Annotated in this window: 18 protein-coding genes; 7 read left to right on the top strand and 11 right to left on the bottom strand. The window is 58.4% G+C overall.

From position 1 onward, the window contains the following. Positions 1-151: 151 nt before the first annotated feature. The 6 genes from GKG34_RS02460 to GKG34_RS02435 form a co-directional block, all read right to left on the bottom strand. Positions 152-643: a cytochrome C gene (locus GKG34_RS02460; protein WP_154255522.1), complete on the bottom strand. Its 492-nt coding sequence runs from the start codon at positions 641-643 to the stop codon at positions 152-154. 304 nt (positions 644-947) lie between these two features. Further along, entirely contained in the window at positions 948-1748 is an 801-nt protein-coding gene (locus GKG34_RS02455; protein WP_154255521.1) for a gluconate 5-dehydrogenase, read from the bottom strand. A gap of 217 nt (positions 1749-1965) precedes the next feature. Beyond that, positions 1966-2814 carry a 5-dehydro-4-deoxy-D-glucuronate isomerase gene (gene kduI, locus GKG34_RS02450; RefSeq protein WP_154255520.1) on the bottom strand — a complete coding sequence of 283 codons (849 nt, stop codon included), beginning with the start codon at positions 2812-2814 and terminating at the stop codon, positions 1966-1968. Between the two features lie 19 nt (positions 2815-2833). Beyond that, positions 2834-3859 (bottom strand): sugar kinase, encoded by a 1026-nt coding sequence (locus GKG34_RS02445; RefSeq protein WP_154255519.1) that lies wholly within the window; start codon positions 3857-3859, stop codon positions 2834-2836. 93 nt (positions 3860-3952) lie between these two features. Continuing rightward, the gene (gene eda, locus GKG34_RS02440; RefSeq protein WP_097781351.1) at positions 3953-4915 is read right to left on the bottom strand and encodes a bifunctional 4-hydroxy-2-oxoglutarate aldolase/2-dehydro-3-deoxy-phosphogluconate aldolase; all 963 of its coding nucleotides are present in this window, start codon (positions 4913-4915) and stop codon (positions 3953-3955) included. 212 nt (positions 4916-5127) lie between these two features. Continuing rightward, positions 5128-6039, bottom strand: a complete 912-nt coding sequence (locus GKG34_RS02435; protein WP_097774331.1) for an HAD-IIB family hydrolase — start codon at positions 6037-6039, stop codon at positions 5128-5130. A 147-nt stretch (positions 6040-6186) separates the two neighbouring features. Here GKG34_RS02435 and GKG34_RS02430 point away from each other — a divergent pair, with 147 nt between their 5' ends. From GKG34_RS02430 to GKG34_RS02420, 3 genes are all read left to right on the top strand, one after another. Beyond that, positions 6187-6822 carry a phosphatase PAP2 family protein gene (locus GKG34_RS02430; protein WP_154255518.1) on the top strand — a complete coding sequence of 212 codons (636 nt, stop codon included), beginning with the start codon at positions 6187-6189 and terminating at the stop codon, positions 6820-6822. 199 nt (positions 6823-7021) lie between these two features. Continuing rightward, a complete protein-coding gene (locus GKG34_RS02425; RefSeq protein WP_154255517.1) occupies positions 7022-7696 on the top strand; it encodes a GntR family transcriptional regulator in 675 nt (224 codons plus the stop codon). A gap of 210 nt (positions 7697-7906) precedes the next feature. Further along, positions 7907-8836, top strand: a complete 930-nt coding sequence (locus GKG34_RS02420) for a hypothetical protein (RefSeq protein ID WP_154255516.1) — start codon at positions 7907-7909, stop codon at positions 8834-8836. A gap of 72 nt (positions 8837-8908) precedes the next feature. Here GKG34_RS02420 and GKG34_RS02415 read toward each other — a convergent pair whose 3' ends face one another. From GKG34_RS02415 to GKG34_RS02395, 5 genes are all read right to left on the bottom strand, one after another. Next, a complete protein-coding gene (locus GKG34_RS02415; protein ID WP_154255515.1) occupies positions 8909-9655 on the bottom strand; it encodes a J domain-containing protein in 747 nt (248 codons plus the stop codon). Between the two features lie 98 nt (positions 9656-9753). Further along, positions 9754-10593: a DUF5685 family protein gene (locus GKG34_RS02410; protein ID WP_097777430.1), complete on the bottom strand. Its 840-nt coding sequence runs from the start codon at positions 10591-10593 to the stop codon at positions 9754-9756. A gap of 6 nt (positions 10594-10599) precedes the next feature. Further along, positions 10600-10995, bottom strand: coding sequence for a hypothetical protein (locus GKG34_RS02405; RefSeq protein WP_005944061.1), 396 nt, complete (start codon positions 10993-10995; stop codon positions 10600-10602). Positions 10996-11121: 126 nt separating this feature from the next. After that, a complete protein-coding gene (locus tag GKG34_RS02400; RefSeq protein ID WP_154255514.1) occupies positions 11122-13509 on the bottom strand; it encodes a glycoside hydrolase family 2 TIM barrel-domain containing protein in 2388 nt (795 codons plus the stop codon). A 197-nt stretch (positions 13510-13706) separates the two neighbouring features. Further along, positions 13707-14327, bottom strand: a complete 621-nt coding sequence (locus GKG34_RS02395) for a flavodoxin family protein (RefSeq protein WP_005944067.1) — start codon at positions 14325-14327, stop codon at positions 13707-13709. A 188-nt stretch (positions 14328-14515) separates the two neighbouring features. Here GKG34_RS02395 and rsmD point away from each other — a divergent pair, with 188 nt between their 5' ends. The 4 genes from rsmD (at position 14516) to GKG34_RS02375 (ending at position 17282) form a co-directional block, all read left to right on the top strand. Continuing rightward, the gene (gene rsmD, locus GKG34_RS02390; protein WP_044953972.1) at positions 14516-15103 is read left to right on the top strand and encodes a 16S rRNA (guanine(966)-N(2))-methyltransferase RsmD; all 588 of its coding nucleotides are present in this window, start codon (positions 14516-14518) and stop codon (positions 15101-15103) included. Continuing rightward, positions 15100-15561, top strand: a complete 462-nt coding sequence (locus GKG34_RS02385; RefSeq protein ID WP_005944071.1) for a hypothetical protein — start codon at positions 15100-15102, stop codon at positions 15559-15561. Before rsmD ends, GKG34_RS02385 begins: the two co-directional genes overlap by 4 nt. Positions 15562-15800: 239 nt before the next feature. Then, a complete protein-coding gene (gene rsmH / locus GKG34_RS02380) occupies positions 15801-16766 on the top strand; it encodes a 16S rRNA (cytosine(1402)-N(4))-methyltransferase RsmH (protein WP_005944076.1) in 966 nt (321 codons plus the stop codon). 36 nt (positions 16767-16802) lie between these two features. Beyond that, entirely contained in the window at positions 16803-17282 is a 480-nt protein-coding gene (locus GKG34_RS02375) for a hypothetical protein (RefSeq protein WP_005944079.1), read from the top strand. Positions 17283-17347: the final 65 nt, after the last annotated feature.

The following is a 17347-nucleotide window of genomic DNA, read 5'->3' as shown; positions in this document are numbered from 1 at the left end:
CCCTTTATGCCGCAAGGGAACGTATTTGCGTCTATGATAGCGGATTTTTGGCGTGATTGCAAGGGAAAATGACAGCCTCAGCCCTCTTTTGGCAAAAAAATAAAACGGGAAAGCCCGCAGACTTTCCCATTTTGCAAGGATGAAACAGTTCTTACTTTTCCGGTGCAGTAAAAGCGATGGGGGTAGCACCTGCAGCGGCATCCACACTCAGCAGGGAGATGGGAGCGACCTCGTAGTGCAGGGTCTCAAAGCTCTGGGTCTGGCCGTCCTCGGTGGTGAACTCCAGAATGTAGGTCACGTCGGACTGCTTGTCAGCCTCCACATCGCGGGTGATGACGATGTTCTCACCGTCAGCCAGACCGTTCTCGCCGGCCAGATTGTCGCCCTTCTCGTCGCTGCCTGCATTGTACAGATACAGCTCGGTGACGGTAGAACCGGTGGTGTTGTACACGGTGTACTCAGCGGTAGTGGGCTCAGCAGCTTCACTGGAAGCAGCCTCAGAGCTTGCAGCCTCGGAAGAAGCGGCAGCAGAAGAAGCCACAGAAGAGGAAGCGGCGGTGGAGGATGCAGAAGAACCGCAGGCGGTCATGCCAACAGCCAGTGCTGCAGCGGCAGCAACGATCGCAATGTTCTTGAGTTTCATGTGAAATATACTCCTTTGAAATTTCTTCGTATTCAGATCAACCAACAGGGTGTGATGGATGATGAAGACGATTATACGGGAATTTCGACAAAAAATCAAGACGCCTATGTGCATTTTGAACGATGAAACAGGAACTGTTACCAATTTGACATGAAATTGGAACATTTTAACATGAGTTGACATGAAGCAAAGTTTTGTGGGAAAGGCCGCTTGCCGCTTTCGTAAAAAGACAGCCCCATGCAGACTTTGGCCTGCACAGAGCTGTCTGGTCGGAAGATTAAGGAAGGCGCAGCACCAAATGGTCTTACTTGGGCTGGCGGCCGATGTAAGCCAGAATGCCGCCGTCGGCGTACAGGATCTGACCGTTCACAAAGTCGGAAGCGTGGCTTGCAAGGAACACGCAGGGGCCCACCATGTCGTCCGGCTCACCCCAGCGGCCTGCGGGGGTCTTGGCGGTGATGAACTGGTCGAAGGGGTGGCGGCTGCCGTCCGGCTGCACCTCCCGCAGAGGTGCGGTCTGGGCAGTGGCAATGTAGCCGGGGCCCATGCCGTTGCACTGGATGTTGTACTCGCCGTACTCGGAAGCGATATTCTTGGTGAGCATCTTCAGTGCACCCTTGGCGGCGGCGTAGGCGGAGACGGTCTCGCGGCCCAGCTCGCTCATCATGGAGCAGATGTTGATGATCTTGCCCTCACGCTTTTCCATCATGTCCGGCAGAACGGCCTTGGAGCAGTTGAAGGCACCGCCTACATGCACATCGATGACCCGCATAAAGTCGGCGTGGCTCATCTCGATCATGGGCACGCGCTTCATCAGGCCGGCATTGTTTACCAGAATGTCCACAGGGCCGACCTCGGCCTTGATCTTTGCAACCATGGCGTTCACAGCGTCCTCATCGGACACGTCGGCCACATAGCCGTGTGCGTCGATGCCGACTGCCTTGTATGCTGCAAGGCCCTTTTCAAGGCTTGCTTCGGAAGAGCAGTTGAAGCAGACGGTTGCACCGCACTTGGCCATGCCTTCGGCGATGGAAAAACCGATGCCGTGGGCACCGCCGGTGATCAGAGCCACCTTGCCCTGCAGGTTGAAAGCGGAAAGATCCATGATTTTCTCCTTCTCAAGTTAAATAACCCTCTCAGTCTGCTTCGCAGCCAGCTCCCCCGAAGGGGGAGCTTTTAGATACGTTGAGGAAAGATGGATAAAAACCTCGCCCTTCGGGAGAGGTGGCATCGCGCAGCAATGACGGAGAGGGTTCAAGTTGAATTTTTAGCAAAAAGCCCCGTACCGGTGGACCCGGTACGGGGCTTGTGTATGGTGCTTTTTAGCGCAGGTCAGTGGTAGCGATGTTGTCCATGTCGTCAAACTCCATGTTCTCGCCGCCCATTGCCCAGATAAACGTATAGTTCGAGGTGCCTACGCCGCTGTGAATGCTCCAAGAAGGGCTGATGACAGCATCCTCGTTGTGCATCACGATGTGGCGAGTCTGGGTAGGCTCGCCGCACATGTGGAACACCACCTGCCCCTCGGGCAGTTCAAAGTAGGTATAAATTTCCATGCGCCGCTCGTGGGTGTGGCTGGGCATCGTGTTCCAGTTGGAACCGGATTCCAGTTCGGTCATACCCATGCTCAGCTGGCAGGTCTTCAGCACATCCGGGTGGATGAACTGATTGATGGTGCGCTTATTGCAGGTTTCGACGCTGCCCAGAGGACGATGGTTTGCATAGGCCATCTTGATCAGGCGGGTCTCGTAAGAGCAATGTGCGGGAGCGGATACCATGTAGAACTTGGCGGGATGCTCCGGGTCGGCGGAAGCAAAGGTGACTTCCTTGGTGCCCTTGGTGATGTACAGGCAGTCCTTGTAGCCCAGCTCGTACTTCACGCCGTCGGCCACCACGATGCCGGTGGAATCCTTGCCGATGTTGAACATGCCGATCTCGCGGCGCTCCAGAAAGTAGTGGGTGCCGAAGTTTGCCCACACATCGATGCCCTTGTCGATGGACACGGTCTCGTGCACCGGCATGCAGCCCAGCGTGACCATGCGGTCCACATGGCTGTACACAGCAACGACCTCATCGGCCTTGTACAGGCCGGTGATGAGCATTTCGTCCCGCATTTCCTCAGTGGTATAGCGCTTGAAATCCTTCTGGTTGCAGGAGTAGCGGATATCCATTCTGGACTCCTTCCTGCAATTAGCGCTGGATACGGCCAGAACCGTCGCCGCCAGCCAGCTTCTCGACCTCGGACACGGTCATCATGTTGTAGTCGCCCTCGATGGAGTGCTTCAGAGCAGAAGCAGCAACAGCGAACTCAACAGCATCCTGAGTGCTCTTGCCGTTCAGCAGAGCGTAGATCAGGCCGCCGCCGAAGGAGTCACCGCCGCCAACGCGGTCGATGATCTTCAGCTCGTACTTCTTGGAGAAGCAGTACTCATTGGAAGCAACATCGTACAGCATTGCGCTCCAGCCGTTCTCGGAAGCGTTGTGGCTCTCACGCAGGGTGATAGCGACCTTCTCGAAGTGGAACTTGTCAGCCAGCTGCTTTGCAACGCTCTTGTAGCCCTCAGCATTCAGCTTGCCGCCGTAGATATCGGTAGCCTCGGCCTCGATGCCGAACACGTCCTTTGCGTCCTCCTCGTTGGAGATGCACACGTCAACGTACTCGCACAGCTTGGTCATAGCCTCGCGAGCCTGCTCGCGGGTCCACAGCTTGCCGCGGTAGTTCAGGTCGCAGCTGATCTTCACGCCGTGAGCCTTAGCAGCCTTGCAGGCCTCCAGGCAGATCTCAACAACGTTTGCACCCAGAGCCGGGGTGATGCCGGTGAAGTGGAACCAGTCCACGCCCTCGAAAATCTTATCCCAATCAAAGTCGGAGGGCTGAGCCAGCTGGATGGCACTGTTGGCACGGTCGTAGATGCAGACGGAACCACGCTGAGAAGCACCCTTCTCGTTGTAGTAGATGCCAACGCGATCGCCGCCGCGGGTGATCATGCTGGTGTCAACGCCGTAACGGCGCAGGCTGTTGACAGCGGCCTGACCGATTGCGTGTGCGGGGAGCTTAGTGACGAAAGCTGCGTCCAGACCGTAGTTGGCCAGAGAAACAGCAACGTTTGCCTCGCCGCCGCCGAAGCTGAACTCCAGGCTGTTAGCCTGAACGAAACGCTCGTAGTTGAACGGCTGCAGACGAACCATCAGTTCGCCAAAAGTAACGACTTTCATTGGTTATTCTCCTTTTATTTACAGGTGTTTATGACCTTCTGCTGCGGGGCATCCCCGGCGCAGCAGGGCTTTTACGGATAGGGGAGCCGGAGCTCAGGCCTGAACCAGGTGGAATGCGAAGCCGCCGATCTCGTCTGCAAAGTAGCAGGCGATGGTCTTGCCGTTCTTCACGACCTTGCTGTCCAGATCGAACTTGGCACCGCGCTGAGACAGGTGATAGATGGCACGATCCACGTTGTTGCAGCCGATGGCGATGTGGCCATTGGTGCCGCGGCCGGGCTTCTTCATGATCTCGAACTCCTTGTTGCCGACAAAGATGCTGGAATTGCCGGGAGCGACCTTCATGTTCAGCAGGCTGCCGATGAGGTTTGCCAACTTCATGGCCTCTTCCTCGTTCTCGGTGTTGATGCCAACGTGCATCAGCTTCAGGCCCAGCATGGTGTCAACCGCTTCCTTGCTCTGAGCGGTGATCTTTGCCCAGTCGCCAGCCTTGATCACGTCGCTCTTGCACATCCAGGTGCCGCCCACAGCGAAGATCTGGTCATAGCCCAGATAATCGTTGACGTTCTTTGCATTGACACCGCCGGTGCACATCCAGCGTGCGCTCTTCAGGGCAGCGCCGATGTTCTTCAGCATGCCGACACCGCCGTTTGCCTCAGCGGGGAAGAACTTCAGGGCCTCGCAGCCCATGTTCATAGCCTGCTGCATCTCGCCTGCAGAGCAGGTGCCGGGCATCATGATGCCGCCCTTGTCGATAACGTGCTTGCAGACTTCGGGATCGAAGCCGGGAGCAACGATGAAGGAAGCACCAGCTGCCATTGCACGGTCAGCCTGCTCGGTGGTCAGGACAGTGCCTGCGCCCAGCAGCATCTCGGGCATCTCCTCGTGGATCTTGCGGATGCACTCCTCAGCGCATGCGGTACGGAAGGTGACCTCAGCTGCGGGCAGACCGCCGTCAGCCAGAGCCTTGCACAGGGGCAGGGCTTCATCAACGCTGTTAAAAGCGATAACAGGGATAATGCCGATCTGATAGACCTTTTCTACGATGGGATTCATAAATGCATTTCTCCTTTTAGTTTGAACTCTCTTGGTGCGCGTGGGCTGCCGTTTGGGCATGGTGCACCCACTGTGCGCTTGTAATATTAGTATAAACGACGGAAACAAGTTTGGTAATGCTCAACAAGCACAATGTTTTGCATAAGAGCTTGTATACATTGCACAAAAATGACGAATGACCTGAAAATTGGGGCTGTTTTGACCCTGTTTGCTCAAATACCAAGCCTGCCGAACAGCTCTGCAACGCCGTCGTGGTCGCAGTCGGCTTCGCTCACAATGCTGCCAATGGCCTTGATCTGGGGCATTCCGTTGGCCATAACAGCGGCGATCCCTGCCTTTTCCAGCATGGCGCGGTCGTTCTCGCTGTCGCCCACGGCAAGGGTGTTCTCGTGGGGGATGCCCAGCAGGTCGGCCAGAGCCAGCAGGGCACTGCCCTTATCCACACCGGCAGCGGTCACTTCAATGTTATCCGGCGAACCCTGCACCACGGCCACGCCCGGGATAGCCTGAAACTTTGGCAGGGCAGCGGCGGTCTTTTCGGTGCTGTCGAAGAACATGCACAGTTTTTCAATCTCGTGCGCATGGCGGGACATCCAGCTCTCGATGCCGGGAATGACGGTAAAGCGGCCGTCGGTCAGGTTCTGCCGCGCCTCGGAGGAGAGAAAGTGGGCGGTGCGGGAGGTGAGCTTTGCAATGCCCTCCGGAGTCTTGATGGCAAGGCCGTCGCTGAATACGCTCAGCTCGCCATCGTACTGCTGGAACAGGTCAAAAGCTTCCCGTGCCACTTCTGTCGGCATCAGGCGGTGCAGCAGGCAGGCGGGTTCGCTGGTGTGGCGCTGGGCAGCGTTGGCATAGCGGCTGTGCACAGCACCCATGGGGTCATCGCCAAGGTCCCACACGGCGGCACCGTTGGAGGTGATGGCATACCGGATGCCGGGCAGCTTTGCCACAACAGGCGGCAGACTGGCCAGTGGGCGGCCTGTGGCGGGCACCACCACCACGCCATGCTCTACAGCGCGGGCAATGGCTTGACGGGTGGCAAGGGTGACCTCGTTGTTCCGGTTCAGCAGGGTGCCGTCCAGATCCAGCGCGGCAAGGCGGACAAGGGGAAAGCTTTGCAACATAATGACTCCTTTTATAATAGGTACGCTCAAAAACAGAGCGCAAGTTTACAACACTCTTTTTATTTTATCGCACCGGAAAGGTTTGCGCAAGATGGCGTGATGTGGTATAATCATATCTTATCACATTGAAAATATAGGAGAAATACCATGAATCCCAAACAATTGTGGAGCCGGCGCCGTCCGCACCTGTGGTTCCAGCTGTACTGGGTGGTGTATCTGATCTGGTTCTTCTGGCTGGATCTGACCATCAAAGATCCCAAATATATCATCCACGCCCCGCTTGATGACCGGATTCCCTTCAATGAGTGGTTCATCTTTCCGTATTGCAGCTGGTTTGTGCTGCTGGCTGGTGTGACGGCCCTGCTGTGGTGGTGCGACACCCAAAGCTACGATAAGCTCTGCCTGACCATGTTTTCCGGCATGACCTTCTGCCTGATCCTGTACATGCTGCTGCCCAACGGTCTGGATATCCGCCCCACAGTGGATGCGGTGGGCCGCAGCAACATTGCAATGAGCATCATGCAGCTGATCTGGAGGGCGGATGCCTCGGTCAATGTGTGCCCGTCCATCCATTGCCAAAGCTCGGCCTGCATGGCACTGGCGTTCAGCCACAGCAAGCTGGCAAAGAAGCGCCCGGCCCTGAAAATTCTGGCCTGGGTGTGGGCTGCACTGATCTGTGCGTCCACCGTGTTCACCAAGCAGCACTCCATCATTGATGTGGTGTGCGGTCTGGCCGTGGCCTTTGTGTGGGTGCCGGTGGTGTACCGTTCCGCAAAAAAGTAAACGCAGCAAAAGCCCTTCACCCGGAGGGCTTTTGTGCTGCCATGGGGCCTGTCTTGACAAAACAGAGAAAAATGTTGGCGATTTTTAGTTGCAGCCACACTTGACAGCCGACCTGTGGTTGGGTAATATGGTCTTGATAACTTCAATACTAGTATATCAATTTTTGCTTTACACCGGAGGTTGAAGGGAGAGAGACCACATGTCATTACTGAGTGCGCGCGAAACGGCATACCAGACGATCCGCAGCCGGATCATCACGATGGAGCTGAAGCCCGGTGATCCGCTGAATGACCGGGAGCTGGCCGAAGAGCTGGGCATCAGCCGCACGCCCATGCGGGAGGCTTTGCTGATGCTCAATCTGGCCCGCATGGTGGACATCAAACCGCAGAGCGGCACCCATGTGGCACCCATCAACCTGAAGTTGATGGAGATGGAGCAGTTTGCCCGCTATACACTGGAAAAAGAGATCCTGAACCGGCTGCGCGGCCGTGTGACACCCCGGCAGGAGGAAGAATACCGCAGCAACATTGAGACATACCGTGTGCTGGAAGCGGATATGAGCCAGCCGGACCGCACTGCCCGTATGCTGGAGCTGGATAATGCATTCCACCGCAAATCCTTTGAGTTGTGCGGCATGGAAGCTCACTACGACCACATGCTGGCCAGCCTGCAGCATGTGGAGCGCATCCGCAAGTTCAGCCTGCAGACCGAGGAAAACAAGTCGGTCTGCTCCTCGCACACGGCAATTCTGGAAGCACTGCTGCACGGCAGCACGGACGACGTGAGCGAAGCGCTGGAAAGCCACCTGAGCCGGTATAAGCAGTCGGTGGCGCAGGCCCGCAGCGTCCACCCGGAATATTTTATTGATGAATGAACTTGAGGGAGAAACCACTGGAAGAGGGCAGGTTCCTCTTTTTTGCATAAAATATAAAAAAATTGAATTACTTGAATCACGTTATTGACCAAAACAGCGTTTTGCGGTAGAATCGAGGTACAACAGGCATGGTATCATGCCGGTTCCCGACGCAGTGTGCCGTGGGGCGCGGCTGTGCGATCCCTTTATAGAATAAGGAGGTCTTAAGCAATGAAGGCCAAACGATTGATAGCTCTTGCACTGGCAGCAGTGTTCATGCTCAGCGCGGCAGCAACGCCGGTGTTTGCCGCAGCAGCTCTGCCGCAGGAAAATGCAGCGCTGGAGCAGCAGAATGATATGGTTTCCATCCGGCTCAAAGCCACGGGCGACCTTGTTTATGGCTCCAACTACAAGCTGGAGGTGCAGACCAACCCTGCCGATACCCAGTATATCGGTGTTGTGGTGGGCGTTGGCGGCGAAGCGAATGGCTATGTGACGCTGGTGCTGTCGGATAAGATCCGCACGCTGCTCAAGATGATTCCGCTGCCCAAGAAGATGTCCAAGACACCGGATCAGGCAGAGGAGTTCAATGTGTACAGCTACCTCAAGCAGCTGATCGACGGCAACGATGTCAGCGTGCTGCTGCGGGTGGCCGATGAGGCCGTCTCGGTGATGGATGTACTGCACTTCTATGTGCCTACCATCGATCAGGTGTCCAACGGCCTGCGCCTTGCGCTGAACCTGATCCGCAAGTATCTGCCGGAGGGCGCGTTCAGCCGCATTTATCTGGACGAGCAGCCGGTGGATGCCGGCAACTATGTGGCCGGTGCACTGGCGCTGGAAAGCAGCGATATGAACACCGCAGGCTTTGCCATGTTCAAGATCAAGCCCAAGACAAACGGCGTGCGCATGTACTGGGCACAGCAGGCCGAAAAGCCCATGACCGCCGAAGAGCTGCAGAGCTTCAATGAAGCGGCTGTGCTGGAAGTGGATGGTCAGGTGGTGCCCACCGATAAGATCCGCTACAGCTACAAGAAGTCCGGCTGGGGCAGTGATGCCACCAGCGAGCTGCCCACAGAGCCGGGCACCTATGTGCAGACGGCAGAGATCGGCGGCAATTACTCCTGCAGCAAGATCAGCCGCAACATCACCGTAAAGTGATGTCGTAAAGCAAAAACAAGACCCCGCACCAGAAGGTGCGGGGTCTTGCTGTATCTTATGAGAAAAACGGGATCACATGCGGAAATGGAAGCCCCAGCCGCCGCAGCAGCAGTTGCAAAGCAGGTTCAGCAGGATCATGCTCCAGCACCACTGCATCAGGCCGCCGGGGCTGGTGTAGGTGGCCTGTGTGGTGCGGTAGGTCTGGCCGGGGTTCTGCATCCGGCGCAGGTGCATCTGGTACTCGGTGTTGCCCGGGTCCAGCTGCACGGCACGGCGGGCATCCTGCAGCGCATCGATGCGGTTGCCCAAGCCCTGATTTGCGAGGGAGGAAAGATAATACCACCGGGCATTGCGGCCGGTCATGCCGTCCAGCACGCGGCGGGCCTCCGCATAGCGGCCATTGGCCACAAAGTTGCGGGCGGCCTGCATCTCCGGGCTGTCGGAGCCGGAATAGCTTGCGCCCTGCTGGCCGTAACCCTGCTGGTAGCCGCCAAAGCCAAACCCGAAACCGAACGGGTCAAAGCCATCGAATCCGTCAAAACCGCCGTAACCGTTCTGATAACCCTGCTGCTGGTAGTTCTGCTGGCCGTAACCCTGTTGTTGGTAGCTGCCGTAGGGATTTCCGCCCATCTGGGGGCCGGTCTCGCCCTTGGTAATGGCATCGTAAGCCGCCTGCACTTCCTTGAAGTGCTCCTCGGCGGTAGGGTCGTTGGGGTTCAGGTCCGGGTGCCAGCGCTTGCACTTGGCGCGGTATGCTTTTTTGATCTCGTCATCGCTTGCGCCGCGCGAAACGCCCAGCACCTCATAGGGGTCTCTCATGGATATACTTCCTCACGTCTCATTTCGCGCAGCCACAGTGCCGCGCAATGTTTATAGTCTACCGTATTGCCGTGGAAAAATCAAGACAAAGCCGCCATTCAGCCACGGCTGCGGGCCTGCTTGGCTGTTTTGCAGTTGTATTTGAGCCATACGCCGGAGTAAAGGATGTTGCGCAGCAGGTCTGCGTCCTCCACGCAGGGCAGGCGTTCAAAGCTCTGGGCACACTGCGCCAGCAGCAGCTCAAAGATCTCTTTCATCTCTTCCTCATAGCCGGGCTGCTGACTGAGTGCTTTCAGCGGATTGTAGGCCCCCTTGCGCTGGTCGTGCTCCAGATCGTCATAGGCATCCAGCAGGTAGATGAACTTGCCCAGATGGAAGCCGATGCTGCGCAGCTCCGGTGACCAGTGATCCTGCCGGTAGTCGAACAGCTCTGCCATCAGCTCGCCAAAGCAGCCGGACACGGCATCCAGGTCTTCGCTCCCGGCAGCTTCATATTCCGCCAGCCTGTCCAGACAGGTGCGGATGGCGCTGCACTGACGGGGCCAGCGGCTCTCGGCAGCCTGCTTACAGCCGGTAAGCAGCTTTTCATATCCAAGGCCCAGCAGGCTGCGGTCGTCCTTCCACTTATCCTCGGCGTTGTAGTAGTGCAAGGCTACGCTCAGATCTGCACAGTAATCGGTGGGGGAGGCCGCCCGCCATTCCACACCGCCCAAGGGGTGGATGGGGCACCGGTCGTGGCCGGAAGAAGCTTCGGTCTCGCCCTCGTACAGGCTGCACAGCAGCAGGTTCAGGAAGGTGAGGTCATAGCTCAGCGTAAAGCGGCCCCGCAGGCCGTGCAGTGCGTCGATGCGGCGGCACAGCCCGCAGTAGGCGGTGCGGTAGCGCTTTTGTGCTTCGTCCGAAAGCGCGGCCTGATTAGGCACAACATAACCAAACATGGCCGCTCAGCTCTTTTTGATGAACTGGGTGCCGCAGCGCGGGCAGGAGATCTGGATGCGGCCGCGGCCACGGGGCACACGCAGCTTCTGGCGGCACTTGGGGCAGCGGTAGTAGTGGTAGAGCTTGCGGTTGGCCCACTGATCCTTCAGACCGCGGAACTTACGGTCTACGCGGTCCTTCAGGGCATAGTACTGGTAGTTCTCCTCCGTGCGCTTGGAAATGTTGCGGCTGAGCGAGCGGTAGTAGCACAGCACCAGCAGCACCAGACCCAGCCATGTGAACAGGCTGAAGCGGGTGAGCAGCGAGATCAGCAGCAGCACGATGGACGCGATGCTCAAAAACTGGTTCAGGCCATCGGTACCGTAGCGGCCGATCATAAACTGACGGAATTTTTCTCTCATAACTCCTGCATCCTTTGTTTTGGAATCAAAGCGGGCGCGCCCGCCGTTATTTTACAGTTCTTAGGATACCAGTCAACCATGATGAAATTTTGAACAGAGTGCAAATCTATCATGAAGGGACGGAAATCAAGCTTCCCGGCAGCGGATGGTCACCACGGCATCGGTATCCAGCGCACCTTCCATGCGGCAGTGCAGCACGGCGCGGCCCGCTTCGCCGGTGGTGGCAAGGTAGGTGCCCGCCATGCCGCCGCGCAGCGGCACCACGCTGGGACCAATGATCTTCAGCGGGCCGTCCACGCTCAGCTGAACGGCTTCGCCGCAGTAGGGCAGCAGGCTGCCGTTCTGGTCGATGGCGCGCAGGCTGACAGCGGCGCAGTCCCAGGTGGGGCCGTCGGTGAGGATGGGGTTGTGCACGGTGCATTCCAGCCGGACGCTCTGCACCGGTTCCCGCACCACGGTGCGCACGGTGCGGCCATGCCACACGGCTTCAAAACGGTAGGCTGCGCACGGTGTGCCCAGCACGCCGATGTATTTGTAATACATGCGGGCTACCTCGTTCCAGCTCAGCCGCAGCGAAAGCATCCGCGCCTTGGAAAGCGGCGAAAGCTCCATAGCATCCCGGCGCATCTCGTTCAGGATAGCGGCTGTCATCTGGGCGGAGGCCGGGTCCATGCCCTCGTACTTTTCCAACAGAGAACCCACAAAATCGTTGATCTCAATGGGCGGATGCGTCATGGCGGCAAAACGGCCGTGCCGGTCAGGCGTGAACTCGGCAATGTAGTCGTTGCCGCGGTACAGCCGTACGCTTTCGGCGTTGGTGAACACCCAGCAGGCCGTGGGAACGCCGCCGGGCAGGTCGCCCAGTGCCATGCCGGAAGAGACTTCCAGCACGATGTCCGAGGGGGAACGCGGCGTTTTCTGGCTTGCATATACCGCCGCCGAAAGCTTCGGGTTGCGGAACATATCCATCACACCGTGGTAGCAGATGCGGTCGCCGCTGCCAAATTCCCGGTGGGTGTTGTAATCGGCCATGCACCAGCCAAAGCTGCCGGCCACGCCCTGCTGCGCAATGGAATCGTTGATCCCGGCGGCATAGCGCAGAGCCTGCACCAGCCGGTGGGTCTCGTCGTCAAAGGGCTTGGTGGGCAGCTGCTGCCCGCCGAACTCGCTGATGAGGTAGCCCTTGCGGGGATCGGAAGTCACCGCGGCGCGGGCTTCGCAGGCGGCACCGCGCCCACGGTAAGAGTAATCGTTGTAGGCGTAAACATCCTCCAGCAGCTGGCTCTTGCGGTGGTTCCGCGCGCCTGCCGTGGGGCGGGTGGGGTCCAGCCGGTGGATGGCCTCGTTGGTGCGCTTATAAAACGCTTCGTCGTCGGCGCTGCCGTTTACACGGGCACCCCACAAAAAGATGCTGGGGTGGTTGCGGCACTGGCATACCATTTCGCGGCAGTTCTGCAGGGCCTGCGCCTTCCAGCTCTCGTCGCCAATGTACCGCCAGCCGGGCATCTCGGTGAACACCAGCAGGCCCAGCTCATCGCAGGCATCCAGAAACGCCGGGCTCTGGGGGGAATGGCTGGTGCGCACTGCGTTGCAGCCAAGGTCTTTTTTCAGGATCTGAGCATCCAGCCGCTGGATGCTGTCCGGCATGGCATAGCCCTGATAGGCGTAGCTCTGGTGGCGGTTCAGGCCCCGCAGCTCCACGCGCTGACCGTTCAGGTACAGCCCGCCTGCCACGAACTGCACGGTGCGGAAACCGAAGCGGATGGTCTTTTCGTCCAGCACACGGTCCGGCAGGCCGGCAGAGCCGGGGCGGATCAGCTGTACGGTGAGGGTGTACAGGGTGGGATGCTCGATGCTCCACGGGTGCACACCGTTCAGCACGCCGGTGATGGGCAGGGAAAGCTCGCCGCTGTAGGCGGCGCGGCTGCCGGAAGGGCTGCGGATCTCGGCCTGCAGGGTGCAGCCTACCGTCTCACCCACGGTGGAGGTATAGATGCGGAAATCGCCCTCGGCTTTTGCCTCGATGAACACATCCCGCAGGTAGGCGGGTTCCTTGATGTCCAGACTGACGGCACGGTAGATGCCGCCGTAGGTCAGGTGATCGATCTGCCCGCCAAAGGGCGGAATGTTCAGGTCCTCGCGGCTGTCGCAGCGCACAGCCACCACGTTTTTCTGACCCAGATGCAAAGCGCTGGTCAGATCTACCGTGAAGGCGGTGTAGCCGCAGGCGTGGTGGAACAGCCGCCGCCCGTTGCAGAACACGGTCGCGTCATGGGCAACGGCACCAAAGGTGAGCAGAACAGTGCGGCCTGCCCACTCTCTGGGTGCAAAAAACTCCCGCCGGTAGCCGCACAGGCACTGGTATTCATTTTCGTTGCAGTAATTGTAGGGCAGCACCCGCACAGTGTGGGGGATGCGCACCGGTTCCAATTCCAGTCCGCACTCCGGCCGCACCAGTGCCGGGTCGAACCGGGGCGTGAACAGCCAGCCTTCGTTCCAATCGTAGTGTTCCATACAAGGGTCTCCATCCTGCTAAAATCACTTTACATCTTATAGTAACACAAACTTATGAACGAAAAAAGAAGCTGCAGCCCCATTTCCAAAGGATTTTTGCCGCTTTTGGCACGAAATGGCGTGGACTGCAAAGAAAAAGAGGCTCAGAGCAGCTTATGGACTGTTCTGAGCCTCTGGATCAGAAATTGATTTTCCGATCAGCGGATAAAATTAGTCATGGGGCGCTTGGGGTTCTGCGGGTGTTCAAAGCCTGCGGCCCTGCCTGCTTCGATGCAGTGCAGCAGCCATGCCATGTTGCGGCCCAGCTCCTGCATTACGGCGCAGCCCTCGGCATCCTGCAGCACCTGCTCGGCATTGGAGCCGTGCACCATGGCCCAGTAGGAGCCGTTCACCAGCGGCATGTGGAAGAACTGCGGGTACTTTACCAGCTGGTCCAGCGTGGTGGTGGTGCCTGCACGGCGGGCCGAGCAGCAGATGGCGGCGGGCTTGTAGGCCAGATATCTGCCGCCCGCGTAGGCAAGGCGGTCCATGAAGCTGGTCATGTTGCCGGATGCGGATGCGTAGTGCACCGGGCTGCCGAACACGAAGCCATCGGCAGTTTTGGCCTTCTCGATGGCCTCGTTGACCACGCCGCCAAACACGCAGCCGTTGCCTGCGGCACAGCCGCCGCAGCCGATGCAGCCGCCCACGGGTTTGCCGCCGACATGCAGGATCTCAGTGTCCACACCGGCATCGTTCAGTTCCTTTGCAATGAGCGAAAGGGCGGTATAGGTGCAGCCTTTTTCGTGCGGGCTGCCGTTGATGAGCAGAACTTTCATGGGAATACTCTCCTTTTATGCCAGAATGCGCCGCAAAAGCCCGGCGCTGCCGGTTTTATTGTAGCACAAACCGCCAGACGGCGCAACGCGCGGCCCTTGACAAGAATATGCAGTTGGGTGATAATAAAGTGATACAAAAAACGTGTTTGCAGCCACATCTTCCGGCTGCAAGGAGGAGGAAAGAGAACATGCGCGTGATCGCAGGAGAAGCCCGGGGCCGCAGTCTGGAGGCCCTGCCGGGGACCGACGTGACCCGGCCCACCCTTTCGCAGGTAAAGGAGGCGATGTTCAGCATCGTCCAGTTCGACCTGCCCGGCGCACGGGTGCTGGACCTGTATGCGGGCAGCGGCCAGCTTGGCATTGAAGCACTAAGCCGCGGCGCGGCGCGCTGCGTGTTTCTGGACGAGAACCGCGAGGCGGTGAACATCATCATGCGTAACTGCAAGGCCTGCGGCGTGTTCGACCGCAGCCGCGTCAATATCGGCGAAGCTGCGCGGTATCTTTCCGCCTGCCGCGAGCAGTTCGACATCGTACTGCTGGACCCGCCCTTCCGCAATGGTACACTGGAAAAGATCCTGCCTGCGGTGGATAAATGCACCGCGCCCGGCGGCATCGTGCTGTGCGAGAGCGAGACCGGCATCGTGCTGCCGGCCGAGGCTGGCGGCCTGACCCTGAAAAAACAGTACAAGTACGGCAGGGTGCTGCTGTGGAAATACACAAAGCCCATGCAGAACACAGACCCTGCCGAGAACGAACCGAAGGGAGAAGCACTATGAACGTGAACGAACTTTTGGATACCATTGAGGATGCGCTGGAGGAAGGTGCCAATGTGCCCCTTTCCGGCGGCAAAAAGATCGTGGATGTGGAGCAGATCCGGGATTATCTGGACGAGATCCGCGCAAACCTGCCCGGCGAGCTGCGGCAGGCCCAGCAGATCGTGAACGACCGCGCTCAGATCGTGGAGACGGCCAACGCACAGGCGCAGGCCATTGTGAAAAAGGCTGAGGAGCGGGCGCGCATTCTGGTGAGCGAAGCCGAGATCGTGAAGGCTGCACAGCAGCGCGCCGGGGAAATCACCACTGCAGCCCAGAACGAGGCCCGCACCCTGCGCCAGACCGTGACCGACTATTGCGACAACATGCTCAAGAACACCGAGGAAACGATGGTGGAAAATGCGGCACAGGTAAAGAACGTGCGCGCAAATCTGCGCCAGAACGCCAAGAAAAACGGCTGAAGACAGCCTTTTTCACACACAAATTACACATACGGCAAAAACCAAAGTTCCTGCAGGCAGAAATGACGGCCGACAGGGACTTTTTTTGTTGCATTTTGCGGCAAAAACGGGAGCACAAACCCTTGCAATCAGGGGCCTGATTTGTTAAAATAAAACTGTGTTATCGGGTAAAAGTGTGCGCTGTGTGCACAGTACCCGGAACACGGAAAGCTTATGAACTGAGAAAGGAGGCCGCAGCGATGGAACTTGAAACACAAGCAGCCTTTGACCCGGCCTCGTTTGAGCATATCCCCGTTCTGCTGAACGAGTGTCTGGAGGGTCTTTCCATTGATCCGGCCGGCACCTACCTTGACGGCACTGCAGGCGGCGCGGGACATTCTCGCCAGATCGCCTTGCGGCTGGATGCAGAAAAGGGCGGCAGGCTGATCTCGCTGGATCAGGACCCGGACGCGGTGCAGACCGCGCGTGCCCGCCTTGCGGGCCTGCCTGCCACGGTGGTGCAGATCAACTTCCGCTATGCCGGACAAGCTCTGGAAAGCCTTGGCATCGACAAGGTCAACGGCGCGCTGCTGGATCTGGGCGTTTCCAGCCATCAGCTGGACGATGCGGCCCGCGGCTTTTCCTACCGTGCGGATGCACCGCTGGACATGCGGATGAGCCAGCAGGGCGAAACGGCAGCGGACCTTGTGAACACCGAGAGCCGCGAAGAGCTGGCACGCATTCTGCGGGATTACGGCGAAGAACCTTTCGCATGGCAGATCGCGGGCAGGATCGTGGAGGCAAGGGAGAATTCTCCCATCGAAACGACCCTGCAGCTGGCAGACATCGTGGCCAGCGCCATGCCCCCGGCGGAACGCCGCAAAAACAAGAACCCTTCCCGCCGCACCTTTCAGGCGCTGCGCATTGCAGTGAACCATGAACTGGATGCGCTGGAAGAAGGCTTGGACACCATTTTTGATCACCTTGCGCCGGGCGGCCGGCTGTGCGTGATCACCTTCCACTCGCTGGAGGACCGGCTGGTGAAGAACAAATTTCGCCGCTGGTCCACCGCGTGCACCTGCCCGCCGGAGTTTCCGGTGTGCGTATGCGGCGGCAAAGCCAAAGCAAAGCTGATCACCCGCAAACCCATTGAAGCAAACAGTCAGGAATTGGAAGAGAACCGGCGCAGCCGGTCCGCCCACCTGAGAGTTTTGGAAAAATGCTGAACGGCAGAAGCCGTTGTGTGAGGAGGAGAGCAAACCATGGGTCAGGCAGCATATGATTATAACGCGGTACGCCGCAGAAAAGCCCCGCAGACACAGCGCAAGGCAGATCTGCGGGTAGCAAAGGGCGGCAAGCGTCGGCTTTCGCCGCTGCAGGCAGCGGTGCACAACGCCATGCATCTGGTAGCAGCAGCACTGCTGGTGGGGTTTGCCATCAGCCTGCTGTGGAGCGAGTCCAAGCTGGTGGAGCTGAACGACCAGATTCAGGACGCAAAGGCTCAGCTGGTCAGTGAGCAGAGCCAGTATACTTACTATAACAGCACCCTGAACAGCAAGACCAACATTACCAGCGTGGAAGAGACGGCCGGCAGGCTGGGCCTGATGAAAATTGATCAGAGCCAGATCACCTACATCCGTTTGGGCGAGAGCGACACGCTGGAGCGCACCCAGTCCGCTGTGCGGCAGTGGACCGACTTTATCTACAACGGTGCCGTGAACATTCTTGGCACTGTAAAGTGAACCAAATACGGGAAAGCGTGCGGCAGCGCACGCTTTTTCGGTTTATACACCCTGTTTGCAGGGCA

This window comes from Faecalibacterium sp. BIOML-A4, from assembly GCF_009679665.1.
Taxonomy (GTDB): Bacteria; Bacillota; Clostridia; order Oscillospirales; family Ruminococcaceae; genus Faecalibacterium; species Faecalibacterium taiwanense.
This window is presented reverse-complemented; position numbering and strand designations above follow the sequence as displayed.

What these genes read in the sequence shown, in the direction of transcription:
- eda (WP_097781351.1), bottom strand. Translation starts at nt 4,915, where the DNA reads ATGAATCCCATCGTAGAAAAGGTCTATCAGATCGGCATTATCCCTGTT.
- GKG34_RS02420 (WP_154255516.1), top strand. Translation starts at nt 7,907, where the DNA reads ATGAAGGCCAAACGATTGATAGCTCTTGCACTGGCAGCAGTGTTCATG.
- kduI (WP_154255520.1), bottom strand. Translation starts at nt 2,814, where the DNA reads ATGGATATCCGCTACTCCTGCAACCAGAAGGATTTCAAGCGCTATACC.
- GKG34_RS02455 (WP_154255521.1), bottom strand. Translation starts at nt 1,748, where the DNA reads ATGGATCTTTCCGCTTTCAACCTGCAGGGCAAGGTGGCTCTGATCACC.
- GKG34_RS02405 (WP_005944061.1), bottom strand. Translation starts at nt 10,995, where the DNA reads ATGAGAGAAAAATTCCGTCAGTTTATGATCGGCCGCTACGGTACCGAT.
- GKG34_RS02435 (WP_097774331.1), bottom strand. Translation starts at nt 6,039, where the DNA reads ATGTTGCAAAGCTTTCCCCTTGTCCGCCTTGCCGCGCTGGATCTGGAC.
- GKG34_RS02385 (WP_005944071.1), top strand. Translation starts at nt 15,100, where the DNA reads ATGAACGTGAACGAACTTTTGGATACCATTGAGGATGCGCTGGAGGAA.
- GKG34_RS02425 (WP_154255517.1), top strand. Translation starts at nt 7,022, where the DNA reads ATGTCATTACTGAGTGCGCGCGAAACGGCATACCAGACGATCCGCAGC.
- GKG34_RS02460 (WP_154255522.1), bottom strand. Translation starts at nt 643, where the DNA reads ATGAAACTCAAGAACATTGCGATCGTTGCTGCCGCTGCAGCACTGGCT.
- rsmH (WP_005944076.1), top strand. Translation starts at nt 15,801, where the DNA reads ATGGAACTTGAAACACAAGCAGCCTTTGACCCGGCCTCGTTTGAGCAT.
- GKG34_RS02410 (WP_097777430.1), bottom strand. Translation starts at nt 10,593, where the DNA reads ATGTTTGGTTATGTTGTGCCTAATCAGGCCGCGCTTTCGGACGAAGCA.
- GKG34_RS02400 (WP_154255514.1), bottom strand. Translation starts at nt 13,509, where the DNA reads ATGGAACACTACGATTGGAACGAAGGCTGGCTGTTCACGCCCCGGTTC.
- rsmD (WP_044953972.1), top strand. Translation starts at nt 14,516, where the DNA reads ATGCGCGTGATCGCAGGAGAAGCCCGGGGCCGCAGTCTGGAGGCCCTG.
- GKG34_RS02430 (WP_154255518.1), top strand. Translation starts at nt 6,187, where the DNA reads ATGAATCCCAAACAATTGTGGAGCCGGCGCCGTCCGCACCTGTGGTTC.
- GKG34_RS02395 (WP_005944067.1), bottom strand. Translation starts at nt 14,327, where the DNA reads ATGAAAGTTCTGCTCATCAACGGCAGCCCGCACGAAAAAGGCTGCACC.
- GKG34_RS02415 (WP_154255515.1), bottom strand. Translation starts at nt 9,655, where the DNA reads ATGAGAGACCCCTATGAGGTGCTGGGCGTTTCGCGCGGCGCAAGCGAT.
- GKG34_RS02375 (WP_005944079.1), top strand. Translation starts at nt 16,803, where the DNA reads ATGGGTCAGGCAGCATATGATTATAACGCGGTACGCCGCAGAAAAGCC.
- GKG34_RS02445 (WP_154255519.1), bottom strand. Translation starts at nt 3,859, where the DNA reads ATGAAAGTCGTTACTTTTGGCGAACTGATGGTTCGTCTGCAGCCGTTC.